The sequence below is a fragment of the Vibrio sp. Of14-4 genome (assembly GCF_022347625.1).
Taxonomy (GTDB): Bacteria; Pseudomonadota; Gammaproteobacteria; order Enterobacterales; family Vibrionaceae; genus Vibrio; species Vibrio pristinus.
Genome location: NZ_JAKRGI010000018.1, coordinates 25,488 through 39,972 on the forward strand (window position 1 = coordinate 25,488; position 14,485 = coordinate 39,972).

A 14,485-nucleotide genomic window follows, 5' to 3' on the forward strand; every position below is an offset into this window, starting at 1 on the left:
GTCATGCTAGGAAATGTGCAATCCAGTGCTCATTCTCATGAGATGAATTTAAATCAGGGCGGGGTTTACAGAAAAATCCAGCAAAGGCGATACCGCGCTTTGTTGATTACTTTTATCGCGCTTTGTATTTCTATTTTTTTGGATATTTGTACGGGAGCCTCATGGATAAGCTTAGACAGTGTGGCTGATGCTTTAATTGGCGGCCCTGAAGGGAATACGCTGTCGACAACTATAGTGTGGCATTTGCGGCTTCCCGTCACGCTTACCTGTTTAGTGGTAGGTGCTTCGCTGGGGCTGGCGGGAGGTTTAATGCAAACCTTGCTCGCCAATCCGCTGGCAAGCCCCTACACCTTGGGGATTTCTGCTGCTGCTGGCTTTGGTGCCGCGACGGCCTTGCTCACTGGGTTTTCTCTCTTTGGTCTTGCTTGGCTTGGAGTGCCTATCGCTGCCTTTATTACTTCAGCAATCGCAAGCCTGGCGATTTATTTTATCGGCCGCTCCCAGAATATGGACGCTAAAATCCTCATTCTAGCTGGGATTGTGGTGCTGTTTTTCTTTCAGGCTTTGCAGTCTTTAGTCCAATACCTAGCATCACCAGAAGTTCTTCAACAAATCGTGTTCTGGCTATTTGGGAGTTTGTTGAAAGCCTCTTGGTTATCGTTTGCAGTGGCTGGTGTGATCCTCATTATTGGTCTGCTGTTTTCTCTTCCCAGAGTATGGGCGTTGACGGCCTTATCTTCAGGAGAGGAACGCGCACAGGCGCTTGGTGTTAATACCGGAAAGCTCAGACTGGAAATGTTTTTACTTTGCTCGCTACTCACTGCTGGCGCAGTGTCTTTTGTTGGTACGATTGGCTTCGTTGGTTTGGTTGCTCCGCATCTTGCTCGTCTTTTAGTTGGTGAAGACCAGCGCCTTTACTTGCCTTTGTCGACATTAATGGGTGCCTTATTGCTTTGTGTATCTTCCTTGGTCGGTAAAGTGATCATTCCTGGTACAATTATTCCAATAGGTATTATCACCTCTTTAGTTGGAGTGCCGTTTCTTCTTTATTTGTTACTTAACCGTCGGGGTGGGCTATGAAGCATCTGTCGCTCAAAGATGTTGCGGTTGACATAGGTGGAAAATCAATACTGACACCGATAAACGCGACATTCAAATCTGGTGAGTTCTCAGCCATTATTGGCCCCAATGGAGCAGGGAAAACCACTTTATTAAAGACGATGATGGGATTAATTCCCAGTCAAGGGAGTTTGGGTGCATTTTTAGACGATGGTCAAAGCATTCCATGCAATCGATATGCTTATTTGTGCCAGCTCAATAAGTCTTCGAGCCAACTTACTGTGATTGAAGTGGTGTTGCTGGGCTTGGTTCATTCGCTAAATTGGCGCATTACTCCAGAACAGGAACAGACCGCTGAATCTATTTTGAGCGATCTTGGGTTGCTTCATCTTGCTACTCGTACCTTTTCTCATTTAAGCGGTGGTCAGCAGCAATTAGTCTCAATGGCTCAGGCATTAGTTGGTCGTCCATCCGTTTTACTATTAGACGAGCCGACCAGTGCGTTAGACCTAAAGCATCAGGTGCAAGTGCTGGCGCTAGCAAAAGATTACACGAATGAACATCAATGCATCACCATAGCGGTATTACATGATCTTTCTATGGCTGCACGCTATTGCGACCATTTGCTGTTGCTTGATCAAGGTAAAGTTCAAAAAGCAGGACCACCAAGCGATGTACTTGATGAACAGCTGCTTAGCCGAGTTTATCAAGTTGATGTGGATGTTGGTCAGTGTAATAAAGGGCATCTCCACATAACGCCGCATTGTCTCTAGCTCAACAATATAAGAAGAAAATACACAAGGACTACTTATGCCGATGACCTATCGCCATTATGAATTGTTAGTGGCTATCTCGACATTTGAATCTCAGATAGAAAAATTGACCCAATACAGTGTAGAGAGCTGTGACTGCTTTACATTACTGCAAAAAAAACTTGATGAGCTTTGCGCTTGGATCATGACAGAATCCATACAAGACTTAAGTGATGAGCTTAAACATCATCCTGAACACGATAGACAACTGAAACGCTTGCGTGAAACCTCGATTCGGGCCCTGTGTGTGTTAGAAAAGCACCAGTCTAAGTGCGCTAAGTCTCATCAGTTGGATATCACCGACTATTTAAATAGGTTGTCAAACACTGTACATATCGAGCTCGATAGCGCCAGTGTGACACCTGACTCTAGAGTTTTGTTTATCGGTTCAGGGTCATACCCTTTGTCTGCATTTACCATAGCAAAGCTGACTGGCGCGGCTGTACACGGCGTTGATATTGATGAGCACGCGGTGAGTATGGCTAACGATCTTGATCATGATGCACTGCCAACCAGCTTTGGCTGTCAGGACCTGCTCACCGAGTTTAATGATTTTAAACCGACTCATATATTGGTTGCTTCGTTAGTCGAGCATAAATGGGAGGTATTGAACCGCCTGAAACCCTTTCTAACCCCTTCTCATCGAGTGTTGGTGCGCTTTGGTAATGGAATTAAGTCTGCATTTAACTATCCCTTTAATCCAGAACTGATGGAAGGTTGGGAAACGCGTCGTCTCGAGAACTTAACGGCCATTTACGATACTGTCATAATGGAGAGAGCCTAATATGACTCATCAAATAGGGCGATTATTAATTGTTGGAGCAGGCCCTGCGGCTATCCAAACCGCGACATTACTTCGACCACACTGCTCACATCTTGGTATGGTCAGCCGTCGATCCACTCATTGGCAAGCTCGCGTTGACAGGTTAACACATGGGGACTGCGTTCAAGTTGACGCAGCGAAAGAAAACTTGTCTTATTTGGCAAAGTCAGCCTGCATTGACTCGGTATACCCAGATCTGGATCTTGTTGACGGTGATTGGGAGTGCATCGTTATTGCGACTCCCGCGTATGCCCTAGTTTCGGTGTTAAATGGGTTACCCATAGAAAGTCTGACACGAGTGAAGGAAGTTGTCCTGCTTTCATCTTGGTTTGGTGGTCATAAAATCGCCCAAGGTTTCTTTGCGCAGCAAGGGATAGCACCCAACGTAGTCGTCTTTTCTAATTACTTTGCAGCAACGAAATTTGAACCCAAAGAACACACACTGCGAGTGATCACAAAAGCAGTCAAAAAACGTGTCTATGCCCATGTTAGCCATAACGAGCATGGTATATTTTCACTGTTTAAAGAAGCATTAATTTTAGTTGATACTCAAATTCAGACACTGAAAAGTGGATTCAGTGTTGAGGGACGTAATATTACGCTTTACGTTCATTCTGCATTGTTTATTAACCCCTTCTCACTTGATCATATTTTTTCTGAGACGGGGGATAAGAAGTATATGTACAAATTATTCCCTGAAGGGCCGATCACGCCATTGGCAATGCAAACCATGGTGTCCTTATGGCGAGATGTGTCTGTTCTGATTGAAAAACTCGGTGGCGAATCATTTAACTTATTACAGTTTTTAAACGATGATAACTATCCCGTTCGTGAGCAAAGTTTGTCTCGTGATCAAATTGATACCTTTACGGACTGCACGCCTATAGAACAAGAATATCGCCTTTATGTTCGTTATAGCGCGATCTTAATTGATCCTTTTTCTACTCCAGATAAGGATGGACGGTATTTTGATTTCTCGGCGGTCCCTTTTGCCAAAGGTGATCTTGAAAAAGCATACTGGCCCAGAATTCCAAGTGAAGACCTACAAGCACTATATTGGCTGCAATCCCTGTCGAGTTATTGTGGCATTGATTGTACTTCGATTAATCATGTGCTGGGTGTTTTTGAGCAATGGTTACTTGAGCGAGGGCTAGAAAACCCATTTAACCAATCCAATCAAGACCAAGCGAGTCAAGGACTTGCATGGCTGCCTTCTGATCTAGGAGTGAATCATGAATAAAGGTGTGGCGCTTGCCATTTTCTCAGCTTTCGTTTTTAGCGTGATGAACGCGTTAATTAAAGCAGCCAGTTTAACAATCCCCAGTGCAGAAATTGTGTTTTTCCGCAGTGCTATTGGCAGTGTATTAGTGCTCGGTTTAATGTGGCAGGCCAAGGTGACTTTCTCGAGCACAGGTGTACCACTTTTGGTGCTAAGAGGTTTATTTGGGGCTTTCTATCTTCTGGCTTTTGTCTATACGATCGCCCATATTCCACTGGCTGATGCAGCCATTTTGGCGTATCTGTCGCCCTTTTTTGTGATTGTCTTATCGCATCTTGTATTAGGGGAGCGTTTACCCGCCAAAGCGAAATTCTTGCTTCCCGTAGTGCTTGCAGGGGTTGGATTAGTTACGAACCCATTTGATTATCAGTCGTTTAATATTTATGCCCTTGCTGGTGTCGCCAGTGCTTTGTTTGCCGCAGGTGCGTCGATCACAATTCGTCATCTAAGCAAGCGACACCACACCTATGAGATTGTATTTTATTTCTTGATGACCGCTATGTTGGTGTCTGGTTATCTGATGAAAGATGATTTTGTCATGCCTCAGGGAGTGACTTGGCTCTACCTTATCGCCATTGGAGTTGTATCGCTTATCGGACAAATCTTTTTGACCAAGGCGTTTACTCATGAGAATGCTGCGGTAGTTGCAGGTACACGTTACATAGGGTTGGTATTTAATGTGTTGTGGGGCGTTATCTTTTGGCAGGAAATCCCAAGTTGGATGACAGTCTTGGGGGGATGCATGATAGTCGTCGCCTGTATCACTTTGTCTTGGAAAAAGACCAAGGAGCCGAGTAACACGCCCGCAGATGCGGCTGATAAACCACTTCGCACCAGCTAGTGAACCTAGAGTGATACCTTGTCAAACAGGGCAGGAATGGGTTGTAGAAAAAGGAGTTGATATGTATATGAGTTTTACCGTTAGGATGAAAGAATGGGTCAAGGCTTTTAGAAGGTTATCCATGCATACAAGGCTAAGGTTCTGCCCGCGTTTTATGCTAGGGAGTTTAGCGAGCTTATCGGTATTGATTGCCTCTCTGCCTCTTCAAGCTCATCCTCATTCTTGGGTTAATATGAAAACGCATATCGAAGGGGAAAATGGTGTGGTCAGCGGCCTTAAAATGGAGTGGACGTTTGATTCAATGACGTCAGCCTATTTGCTTGATGGTGAGGATATGTCGCCTGAAAACGCGCAAAGCACTTTAGATAAGCTGGCCAAAACCGTGGTAAAGAATATGCTAAGCCAACACTACTTTACCTACTTTTATGATGGCGAAGAGCCAATCAAATATCACCCGGCCACTGACCAAAGATTTGAGCGCGATAAATCTAAGTTAAAACTCAGATTCGCGCTACCACTGGCTAAGCCTCAACCGATAACTAGAGATACGCTGCGCTTGCTGGTCTTTGATTCCAGCTATTATGTTGATATGGCTTGGCGCTCTAAATCCGATGTTGTTCTTTCTAAAGGGCTGGCGCAGCAATGCCAATTTGATCTGGTTGAACCTCATCCTACTTCTCAGCAAATGATGTATGCCATGTCGTTACCTGAAGATGCTGACCCGGATAATACCCTTGGTCAGCTATTTACCCAGATGGTCAAAATGCATTGCGCGGTTGTGGCTAGCTAATTGATCTATAGTCTCTTTTCATTGCTCAAGGCGTGATTATTTACGTTAAAAATAATAAGGTTTAGTAGGATGAAACCAAGTCGAATCATGAAAACAAGTTGGTTAATTGCGGTTATTTCTTTATTGGTGCTCATTATCGGCGCTTATCAGGTGTGGCTTATTTGGCCTTCTTTAGTCTTGTCGGCCATTGAATGGCAAAGAGAAGTGAATGCTGAGCTGGCAGATTTACTTTATAGCGCGCAAAGCGAGCCATTGGTGTCAGGTGGGTATTTGGTCGGGTTCAGTTTTCTTTATGGAATGCTGCATTCGCTTGGGCCTGGTCATGGTAAGGTGATCGTTTCTACCTATTTAGCCACGCACCCTGCGAAAGTAAGAGCGAGTCTGATGCTGACCATTATTTCAGCCATATGCCAAGCCTTGGTGGCCATCTTATTGGTGAGCGTCTTAATTTGGGGCTTTAATGCGTCAATGCGAGTGGTGAATGAAAAGGCCGCTACCTTCGTCGCGCTTAGCTTTGTTTTGGTTGTGGTGCTTGGTCTTCTGATTTGTTGGAAAGCGAGCAAGCAGATTTACCGAGCTATTCGAGTGCCCAAGCTGAAGGTGAAAACCTTGACGCCAATCACCGCCTCACCAATGATGTCGATGAATGCCCCTAGTTCGTTATTGATGCCCCAGAGTGCTGTGCATGCTGCAGACCACTCACACGATGAATGTGGCTGCGGACATCAGCATGTGGCAGGCGCTGCTGAAATAAATCAGGCATCGACCTTAAGAGAATACGTTGGGATTGTTGCAAGCATAGGGATTAGACCATGTACCGGTGCTATCATGGCGCTGTTGTTTGCCAATATGGTAGGCACCTATTGGTTGGGCGTGATGAGTGCACTTGCCATGGCTGGTGGAACCGCTCTGACAACCTCAATTATTGCCATCTTAACCTTGACCAGTAAGAAAATAGTCAAACGTTACCTTGCTGCAACCAGCAGTGACAAGACGGCGCCATGGCAGCTTGCTGGTTATTATGTGCAGCTTTTTGGTGGCTTACTGCTAATCGCCATCGGCTTATTATTAGTCAGCAGCCAAGATACAGGTATGTCACAGGTGTTCTAGCAAGCGAAGCATTAGAGCAACAAAGAACCAAGTCTACCTTGAATCATCGCCCCCAATAGGGGGCGATTGTCGTTAAGGGTAAAATAACTCGCTTTATCAGAAAGTAATGACATCTTGGTATGTTTTTATGTGATGATAGAATGAATAACATCACATATTTACTTTAATTTTTAGTGGGTTATGGTAGATTTTCTCCAAGTCGGGCATATAGAAAAACCAGATTGACTGTTATCAACAATATAAGGTGCTAGTTATCTCAACAGTTCTTTTAAGTGTTTGAATCAAAAGGTGCCATGGAGGGTAATAATGAAATACAACAATCCTATTAGCCCAAGTTGTATAGACAACATGTTAGATGAGCTATGGCTAAATGAGAACTCTTTAGTCTTAGATATTGGCTGCGGGAATGGCGAATTAATTAAAAGGGTTTTAGACAAGTTTAATTGCCAGGCGGTTGTCATTGAAATAGACGAATTAGAAATGGCTAAAGCAAAGGAAAATTTGGACTCGTATGTAGATCAAGTTATCTTTCATACTGCTGCATTCAAAGATGTTGAGCTGCCTAAAGGCGCATTTGATGCGTGTTTTAGTTTAGGCTCTACTCATGCGTTTGGTGATGTTGGTGAAGCTTTAGACAATGCACTGTCTGACATGAAATCTCTTATAGTTTCCGATGGCGTCATTGTATTTGGTGATGCATATTGGCGAAAAGAACCCGATAAAGAGTATTTACGAGCAACAGGAATTGATCCGATAGAATTACGGTCAAACTTGCAAAATATAGAAGCAGGGAATCAATCAGGTCTCGAATGCGTTTATGTCGTTCATGCTTCCTATGAAGATTGGGACACTTTTGAAAGTTCGTTTTGGCTCGCATCCGAGCGAGAGTTGCTGCGAGATCCTGAGAATGTTGAGTTATTGGACAAAGTAACAACAACACGAATTTGGAAAGATGCGTATTTGAAGTGGGGTCGTGAAACAATGGGTTTTGCTCTGTACCTGTTCATTCACTCTACAACCCAATGCACCTGACATAGTGCTTAATGTCGACTCACAACGCTTGGCGCTTTCGGTTTGTTTTGACGAACCAAAACATTTGCAAATATTGTCTTCGATTTAGGCTAGCAGCTCTTCTGATGTACGTCCTGATCTTCATTTTTCATCGCCTCACATTAGTTGTGCAGCAAATTGCTCAAGAGTAGTGGTAATTTCACCTTCTGTCAGGGCACCAAAGCCAAATCGTATGTGTGCTGGTGATATTGCTTCTGCATTGGTAAATAGTTTACTGCCCGATAAAACGGGTAAGTTTGATAAAATATCTTCTGGTTTATTATCACCCAAGGATGTTAGTAGTCGTGAAATATCAATCCAAAGTGCCAACCCACCTTGCGGTAGGTGAAACGACACCTTATCGTTGAAAATACGCCGCAATTCACTTGCGGCATGATCTCGACGAGCTTGGTATATTTTACGAACTTTACGAATGTGTTTTTTGACATCGCCTGATTGCATCATGTCCGCGAGTGCGAGCTCAGTTACTGTATTGCCCTGTCTATCAATCAGAGCAACCTCCTCAGCAATACGATTAATAAATGTTGGACTCGACACCAAGTATCCAAGCCTTAAGCCAGGGGCGAACACTTTAGATAAAGAACCAATATGAATAACGTTTTCACTATTTGGAAGAGAGGCTAGCGGTGGAATGGGGCGACTATCGTAGTGAAACTCGTGATCATAATCGTCTTCCAATACCGCAAACCCATGGCGTTTGGAGAGCTGCAAGAGTTTAAGGCGCCTATCCATGGATAAACTGACGGTTGTTGGATATTGGTGATGTGGCGTTGTATAAACGCCTACCACTTGATAAGACGATAAAATCTTTTCCAAGTCTTCAATATCTAGGCCTTGCTCATCTTGCCGACAGCGAATGATGTTAAATCCGTTTGATTCAAATGCAGCCACTGCCGGTGAGTAAGAAAGACTTTCAACCACCATGACACCTTTCTTAGGGGCCATAACCTTTGATGAAAGATAAATCGCCATTTGGCTACCACGGACAACGCAAATCTGGTCTGTGGTGACATTCATAAACCTGTCCATATTGAGCATACGTTGGAGTGACTGACGCAAAGCATCAGTGCCCCTCGGATCACCATAACCCAAATAAGGCTGCCTGCTCGTTTGGACAATCGCTCGGCGAAAAGCACGTGACAGCAGTTCATATGGAATCAACCTGGTATCAGGTACTCCGTCATTGATAGAACGGGTCTCTATCACATTATGGGGTAAACGCAGCTTCGATTCGAACGAGTTTTCAGTGGAACAAGTTTTTTGTGCATGACGTACTAATTCTTGGTTTTCACACGACAAAGACAGCTCGGGCAGTATATCTGCCACATAGGTTCCACGACGTGGTTTGGAAACCAGCCATCCTTGAGACTCCAGCTCCTCATAGACTTGTTGAACCGTTTTACGGTTTATTTCCAACTGAAGCGCTAAGGTTCTAGAACCCGGCATCATGTGACCAGAAGCCAAACGCCCAGAGCAAATGTCTTCTGCGATCTGATTGCTCAAGCTTGTGTGAATGGACTCCCCGCTTTTGCGTGAAAGCCAAATTTTAGTCTGCCAAGGACGTAACAATTACACCTCCATCTGGACCAGTAAGGAAATGAAATCTGGCTGTTATTAAGGGTCCAGAAAGCCAATATTATGAGAGTGAAGTTTAGGAGACGCAATAGCCTTGGGAGGTAAGATAATGAAAACTGACACATTCAGTAAAGAGACCCTAATGGAAATGGCCAAGAGCAGCATGAATGCCACTATTCCTGATCTCAATTTAACCGATCGACAGAAGCTTGCATTAACCTGCCGGATTTTATTCACAAAGGGGCATGATTCAGGGTTGGCCGGGCAAATCACTTGCCGTTCAGATAAACCAGACACCTTCATTACCCAGAGGTTTGGTTTAGGATTTGATGAAATCACCGCCGATAATCTTCTTGAAGTAGACCAAGATCTGGAACCTCTAGATCAGCAAGGTATGGCCAATCCTGCTAATCGATTTCATACATGGGTATACAAAGAACACCCCGAAGTGAATTGCATCATTCACACCCACCCAACCTATGTTGCCGCGCTTTCCATGCTTAGAGTTCCGTTAACCATATCCCACATGGATACCTGTGGTCTGTACAATGATTGTGCGTTTCTTGGTGATTGGCCTGGCGTTCCTGTTGGTAATGAAGAAGGTGTCCTTATTTCGAAAGCGTTGGGAAACAACCGAGCCATTTTGCTCTCTCATCATGGCCAGTTGGTGACAGGAAAAACCATTGAAGAAGCGTGTAACCTCGCCATTTTGATTGAACGAGCAGCAAAGCTGCAATTGCTCGCGATGGCAGCTGGACAGATCCAACCAATTCCCCCTGCACTTGCCAATGAAGCTCACGATTGGGTATCGACGGATAAACGAAACAAGGTGAATTTTGCTTACTACGTAAGGCAAGTACTGAAAACCTATCCCGACTGTATATAAGGACAATAACGTGAAATTATCAGGTATTATTTCTTATCCAATTACCCCATTCAGCGCCGATGAACGTAGCATCAGTTTTGATGTACTTGGTGAAACGCTGGAGCTTCTTCTTCAAAATGGTAGCGACGCTATCGCGCCACTGGGTAGCACTGGAGAAAGTGCTTATTTAAGCTTAGAAGAATGGCGTCAAGTTGCTGATTTTACGGTGAAAAAGGTCGCAGGCCGAGTGCCAGTAATTGTAGGTATTTCTGAATTAACCACCCTACAGGCGATCAGCAAAGCAAGATATGCGCAGTCTATCGGCGCTGATGCTGTGATGATCATTCCTGTTTCATACTGGAAGTTGACGGAAAAAGAAATTTTTAATTATTACAAAGAGATATCTGAATCGATCAGCCTTCCTATTATGGTATACAATAATCCAGCAACCAGCGGCATTGATATATCCCCTGAATTGTTGGTTCAGATGTTTAATGAAATAGACAATGTCACCATGGTGAAAGAGAGCAGCGGAGATATTCAGCGGATGCACAAGTTGTATTCCCTGAGCTCTGGTAAGCTACCTTTCTTTAATGGTAGTAACCCTCTGGCCCTCGAAGCCCTTTGTGCTGGTGCTTCGGGCTGGTGTACCGCAGCCCCCAACCTGATTGGTAAAAAGCCCAAAGCACTTTACCAAAGTGTTTCTGCAGGTAAGCTTGATGAGGCAAGAGAGATATTTTATCAGCAGCTTCCTATGTTGAACTTTATTGTCTCCGGTGGAATACCTAAAGCCATAAAAGCAGGATTGGTGCTAAGAGGCATTGCTGCCGGCTTGCCCCGCCGCCCTTTGAGAGGAGCTACGGTCGAAGAAATCACCTTGTTGCAATCTCTTATGGATAGCCAAAGTCAGGGTGTTGAAGAGGCTTTAATCTCATCAAATCAGACGATTTAGAGCAGGGTATCTACTGTAAATCTCCAAAGCTAAGCTCATATAGTCTTACTATACTGGACCAAATGAGCTTAATTTGTAATCAATGGATAGCGTTAAGTATTGACCTCATAGGTGAGATCTTGTACTTCGTCGCCTGTCATGCCGCGAAATCCCCAGCAGTGTGGCGGTTGTTCTTTGATTATAATTTCAACATCAATAGGGTTTATGCCCACTTGGGATTTAATATTGGCAAACAGTGCTTTAATCAGTGCTTTCTTGGTGGCGACTTTACGTCCTTCCATCATGTTGATTTCAATTAGAGTGTACGCTTCTGTTCGACCTTCTGGGTAGTAAAAATCTGATTTATCGAGTGGCACAATTCTATGAGAGCGCTTACCTTCTGGTAAATTTAACACTTGAGTCATCGATTGCTGGATGACATCTGATAACTGAGCTTTTATTGGGTTTAATTGCTCTTTAATCCCATATACTACGACCACTTTATCTCCTAAAATTCGCGATTCTAATTTTTCGATTAGCTACTGCTTTCACAATATGCATTCATTTACATTTGAATTCAATTGATAGTCCACTAATTATTGTTGAGTCATAGTCTGGCGGCTGAAATGAGAAGATTATTACATGTATTTATGCAGTCGAACGCTATCTAAAGCAACGTTAAAAATTCCGCTAATCTACTTGACCTGTCTACCGCTTTACACTTCATACTCTCTCTAGATTAAACACAATTGGGTTGTATTTTACATGTATCTAATATCCGAACTGGCAGCAAAGGTGGGGGTATCTCGCACCACTTTGCTTTATTACGAAAGACTGGGGTTAGTGACGGGGCAGCGCCTTGATAATAGATACCGTTATTACAGTGAAGGCGACCTTCAGCGATTGATTCTTATTCAGCAGTTGCAAAGTGCAGGCCTTTCACTAAAAGAGTGTCAAGAATGTTTGCAAGCCAAGTTGGATAAAAGCTTGTTGGAGAGTCGATTAAATCAACTTAATGAGGAGATTGAGAAAAAGCAACATGCTCGTGAGTTACTGATGGCATTGCTTGGTAAAGGTTCACAAAGAGAGTTACATCAATCTCTCGGTAAAAATGCGCCTAACGCTTATCTCAATTGGTTACATGCACAGGGCTACTGTGAGAAAGAAGCCCTCAGATTAAAATGGTTATCAAAAGATATGAACCAACACGATACTTATATGCAAGATTTTATGATGGTGTTTGAAACATTAGAACGATGGGGACCAGGTAGTACACAGGATTCTTTAAAAGCTCTGAATTTGATATCGCCAGAGTCAATATCCCAAGTGCTTGAAATAGGCTTTGGTAAAGGGCTATCGACCATACTTCTTGCCGAGAATAGTAGAGCGCATATTACGGCTGTCGATAACGAACCTATGGCCATTGAGCATCTTCACCAAAGAGTACAAAGCTTGAAGCTTGAGGAACGAATCTCTCCCGTTTGTGCATCAATGACGGAGCTGCCATTTAAGGAGAAAAGCTTTGATGCTATTTGGGCCGAAAGCTGCGTGTACATTATGGGTATGGAAAACGCTCTAAAGCAGTGGAAACCGCTACTAAAAGATCAAGGTATGCTGATGGTGAGTGATTTGGTATGGCTGACAGATACTCCAGATGAAGACGCCATGAAATTTTGGCTGGCAGATTATCCGGATATTAGCTCGATACCAGAGCGGCTCAAGCTTTTTAAGCAGCAGGGTTATGAGGTGATTGAGCATTTCTCACTAGATATTGAAGCATGGAAAAACTACTGGCTGCCTCTCCAGCAAAGAATTGAAGGGTTGAAACCTAGTATGCCTAATTCTCAAGCCATTGCAGATATCGAGAAAGAGATTTCAATATATGAACAAAGCGCTGCTAAAGACTTTACCTATCAATTCTTTGTACTTAGGAAAAACGGCTAGCCCGTGCCGCTCGAATAAGTGAGTTTTTGTGATTAATAAGGTATGCCCCATTAATTGGGGCAGCAATACCGCTAAGCGCAGAAATACAAATTGCTTGGTAAGCCAACACCTTGGTGGTGTAAATCTAGAATGTTCTTGCCCCAAAGTTTGTTACTCTTCGAAATATGCCACAGGTAGCCAGCTCGTTTTCATGTGACAGAGAAATAATAAATTTTATATATATCTCAGCTTTTTAGTGAGTTATGGTATGTTTCTTGTTAATTAGGCTGGCGGGAAATGAGCCAGTCTGTTATTAAGTATGTTATGTATTCAAGGAAAGTTCAGTGAATAACTCAAATAAAATAATAATAAGTCTACTCGTTGCAAACTTGGCGGCGACCATATGGTTTGGCACCAACAATACAGAGACCGTCTCTAGTCAAAAACCCTATGAAAAAGCGTCTCAGCATCAACTTCCAGATTTAATCGATCACTCTGTAAAATCTGAAATTCTAGAGAGATTTATCACACATTTTAATTCCCAAGATTATGACGCCTTATATGACATGTTTGGGCCTATCGCTAAAGCTCAAATGCCAAGAAAAAATATGGATGTAGAATTTGGTAAGTTAGTCAAGTTTTTTCATAGTGTAGAAAGTGGGACTTTTAGTTTCGCAGAATTTTCCGGACAACAAGGCAGTACAACAATCTATGTTCTAAATTATACCGTTAATCTTTCTGAAGAGAGTGAATTTGGCCAAATAGGTACTCTAAAAATTACTATTGCAATTGATAGTAATGAATATCAAATTTACGGCATTCACTTAAATAGTGAAATGTAGAAAGAAGAGATAGCAAGTAACTAAAGCGGGACGTTACCTGAATATGATAGATCGCGAAAAAATCAAAGAAGTGTTGGCTGTCTTTCTTGAGCTGAGAGAAAGTGATGATTCGGCTATAAGTGATAAATTGAAGAGCTTGGGACTTAGTTTGCAGGATGCAGAAAGAGTATCAGCGTTTTTTCCAAGTGCGTTTTGCCGTATAGCGCTTAGTCACAAATTCGACCTAGGCTTTCCTGATTCTTACAAAGTAGAGGGGCAAGAAGGTGAGTTTTCGTATAAAGACGAGCCTATCTACAAGTTGGGTATCGAGATTGCCTCAGACATTTATCACAATGAACCTGAGTTGGGAGAGGTCTTCAACAGCATCGTAACTCGGAGCGCAGAGTTCAATTCGGTAAATTATGCCTTAAACGATGGCGCAGATATCGCTGGGGCTAATCTCTCAGCTACAAATTACTTTGGATATAAAACTCTAGGGAAAAAGCGCGGCTTATTCTCTTGAGTCTTAAGTTAACAAGGTCAGTAAAAGGGACCAAAGAACCGCTGCTTAACTCTGGTTTTTGG

At 43.3% G+C, this 14,485-nt stretch carries 15 protein-coding genes; 13 read left to right on the top strand and 2 right to left on the bottom strand.

Going from position 1 to position 14,485, the window contains the following annotated elements; all coding sequences use genetic code 11:
• Nucleotides 1-3: 3 nt before the first annotated feature.
• The 8 genes from MHN79_RS16190 to MHN79_RS16225 all read left to right on the top strand — a co-directional run bounded on the left by MHN79_RS16190 (nt 4) and on the right by MHN79_RS16225 (nt 7,746).
• Complete coding sequence (locus MHN79_RS16190; RefSeq protein WP_239173742.1) at nt 4-1,080, top strand: iron ABC transporter permease; 1,077 nt, start codon at nt 4-6, stop codon at nt 1,078-1,080.
• Entirely contained in the window at nt 1,077-1,832 is a 756-nt protein-coding gene (locus MHN79_RS16195; protein ID WP_239173743.1) for an ABC transporter ATP-binding protein, read from the top strand. The genes MHN79_RS16190 and MHN79_RS16195 overlap by 4 nt, the downstream gene beginning before the upstream one ends.
• A 37-nt stretch (nt 1,833-1,869) precedes the next feature.
• Entirely contained in the window at nt 1,870-2,655 is a 786-nt protein-coding gene (locus MHN79_RS16200; protein ID WP_239173744.1) for a nicotianamine synthase family protein, read from the top strand.
• A 1-nt stretch (nt 2,656) separates the two neighbouring features.
• Nucleotides 2,657-3,934, top strand: coding sequence for an opine metallophore biosynthesis dehydrogenase (locus MHN79_RS16205; protein WP_239173745.1), 1,278 nt, complete (start codon nt 2,657-2,659; stop codon nt 3,932-3,934).
• Entirely contained in the window at nt 3,927-4,814 is an 888-nt protein-coding gene (locus tag MHN79_RS16210; RefSeq protein WP_239173746.1) for a DMT family transporter, read from the top strand. Before MHN79_RS16205 ends, MHN79_RS16210 begins: the two co-directional genes overlap by 8 nt.
• Nucleotides 4,815-4,899: 85 nt before the next feature.
• Nucleotides 4,900-5,604: a DUF1007 family protein gene (locus MHN79_RS16215; RefSeq protein ID WP_239173786.1), complete on the top strand. Its 705-nt coding sequence runs from the start codon at nt 4,900-4,902 to the stop codon at nt 5,602-5,604.
• Between the two features lie 69 nt (nt 5,605-5,673).
• Nucleotides 5,674-6,714: a nickel/cobalt transporter gene (locus MHN79_RS16220; RefSeq protein WP_239173747.1), complete on the top strand. Its 1,041-nt coding sequence runs from the start codon at nt 5,674-5,676 to the stop codon at nt 6,712-6,714.
• Nucleotides 6,715-7,020: 306 nt separating this feature from the next.
• On the top strand, nt 7,021-7,746 hold the full coding sequence (locus MHN79_RS16225) for a class I SAM-dependent methyltransferase (RefSeq protein ID WP_239173748.1): 726 nt from the start codon (nt 7,021-7,023) through the stop codon (nt 7,744-7,746).
• Between the two features lie 135 nt (nt 7,747-7,881).
• Here MHN79_RS16225 and MHN79_RS16230 read toward each other — a convergent pair whose 3' ends face one another.
• The gene (locus MHN79_RS16230; RefSeq protein ID WP_239173749.1) at nt 7,882-9,354 is read right to left on the bottom strand and encodes a PLP-dependent aminotransferase family protein; all 1,473 of its coding nucleotides are present in this window, start codon (nt 9,352-9,354) and stop codon (nt 7,882-7,884) included.
• Between the two features lie 115 nt (nt 9,355-9,469).
• Between MHN79_RS16230 and MHN79_RS16235 the strand changes: the two genes are divergently transcribed.
• Nucleotides 9,470-10,246, top strand: coding sequence for an aldolase (locus tag MHN79_RS16235; protein WP_239173750.1), 777 nt, complete (start codon nt 9,470-9,472; stop codon nt 10,244-10,246).
• Between the two features lie 10 nt (nt 10,247-10,256).
• On the top strand, nt 10,257-11,177 hold the full coding sequence (locus tag MHN79_RS16240) for a dihydrodipicolinate synthase family protein (RefSeq protein ID WP_239173751.1): 921 nt from the start codon (nt 10,257-10,259) through the stop codon (nt 11,175-11,177).
• A gap of 92 nt (nt 11,178-11,269) precedes the next feature.
• On the opposite strand, the gene MHN79_RS16245 is transcribed toward MHN79_RS16240, so the two are convergent.
• Nucleotides 11,270-11,656 carry a tautomerase family protein gene (locus MHN79_RS16245; protein ID WP_239173752.1) on the bottom strand — a complete coding sequence of 129 codons (387 nt, stop codon included), beginning with the start codon at nt 11,654-11,656 and terminating at the stop codon, nt 11,270-11,272.
• Nucleotides 11,657-11,921: 265 nt separating this feature from the next.
• Here MHN79_RS16245 and MHN79_RS16250 point away from each other — a divergent pair, with 265 nt between their 5' ends.
• From MHN79_RS16250 to MHN79_RS16260, 3 genes are all read left to right on the top strand, one after another.
• Nucleotides 11,922-13,100: a MerR family transcriptional regulator gene (locus MHN79_RS16250; RefSeq protein WP_239173753.1), complete on the top strand. Its 1,179-nt coding sequence runs from the start codon at nt 11,922-11,924 to the stop codon at nt 13,098-13,100.
• A 323-nt stretch (nt 13,101-13,423) separates the two neighbouring features.
• Nucleotides 13,424-13,921: a DUF3887 domain-containing protein gene (locus MHN79_RS16255; RefSeq protein WP_239173754.1), complete on the top strand. Its 498-nt coding sequence runs from the start codon at nt 13,424-13,426 to the stop codon at nt 13,919-13,921.
• Between the two features lie 43 nt (nt 13,922-13,964).
• Nucleotides 13,965-14,423, top strand: coding sequence for a hypothetical protein (locus MHN79_RS16260; protein ID WP_239173755.1), 459 nt, complete (start codon nt 13,965-13,967; stop codon nt 14,421-14,423).
• Nucleotides 14,424-14,485 lie beyond the last annotated feature (62 nt).

Excerpts from the sequence above, each read along its gene's own strand:
- MHN79_RS16190 (WP_239173742.1), top strand. The coding sequence starts at position 4 with ATGCTAGGAAATGTGCAATCCAGTGCTCATTCTCATGAGATGAATTTA.
- MHN79_RS16195 (WP_239173743.1), top strand. The coding sequence starts at position 1,077 with ATGAAGCATCTGTCGCTCAAAGATGTTGCGGTTGACATAGGTGGAAAA.
- MHN79_RS16200 (WP_239173744.1), top strand. The coding sequence starts at position 1,870 with ATGCCGATGACCTATCGCCATTATGAATTGTTAGTGGCTATCTCGACA.
- MHN79_RS16205 (WP_239173745.1), top strand. The coding sequence starts at position 2,657 with ATGACTCATCAAATAGGGCGATTATTAATTGTTGGAGCAGGCCCTGCG.
- MHN79_RS16210 (WP_239173746.1), top strand. The coding sequence starts at position 3,927 with ATGAATAAAGGTGTGGCGCTTGCCATTTTCTCAGCTTTCGTTTTTAGC.
- MHN79_RS16215 (WP_239173786.1), top strand. The coding sequence starts at position 4,900 with ATGAAAGAATGGGTCAAGGCTTTTAGAAGGTTATCCATGCATACAAGG.
- MHN79_RS16220 (WP_239173747.1), top strand. The coding sequence starts at position 5,674 with ATGAAACCAAGTCGAATCATGAAAACAAGTTGGTTAATTGCGGTTATT.
- MHN79_RS16225 (WP_239173748.1), top strand. The coding sequence starts at position 7,021 with ATGAAATACAACAATCCTATTAGCCCAAGTTGTATAGACAACATGTTA.
- MHN79_RS16235 (WP_239173750.1), top strand. The coding sequence starts at position 9,470 with ATGAAAACTGACACATTCAGTAAAGAGACCCTAATGGAAATGGCCAAG.
- MHN79_RS16250 (WP_239173753.1), top strand. The coding sequence starts at position 11,922 with ATGTATCTAATATCCGAACTGGCAGCAAAGGTGGGGGTATCTCGCACC.
- MHN79_RS16260 (WP_239173755.1), top strand. The coding sequence starts at position 13,965 with ATGATAGATCGCGAAAAAATCAAAGAAGTGTTGGCTGTCTTTCTTGAG.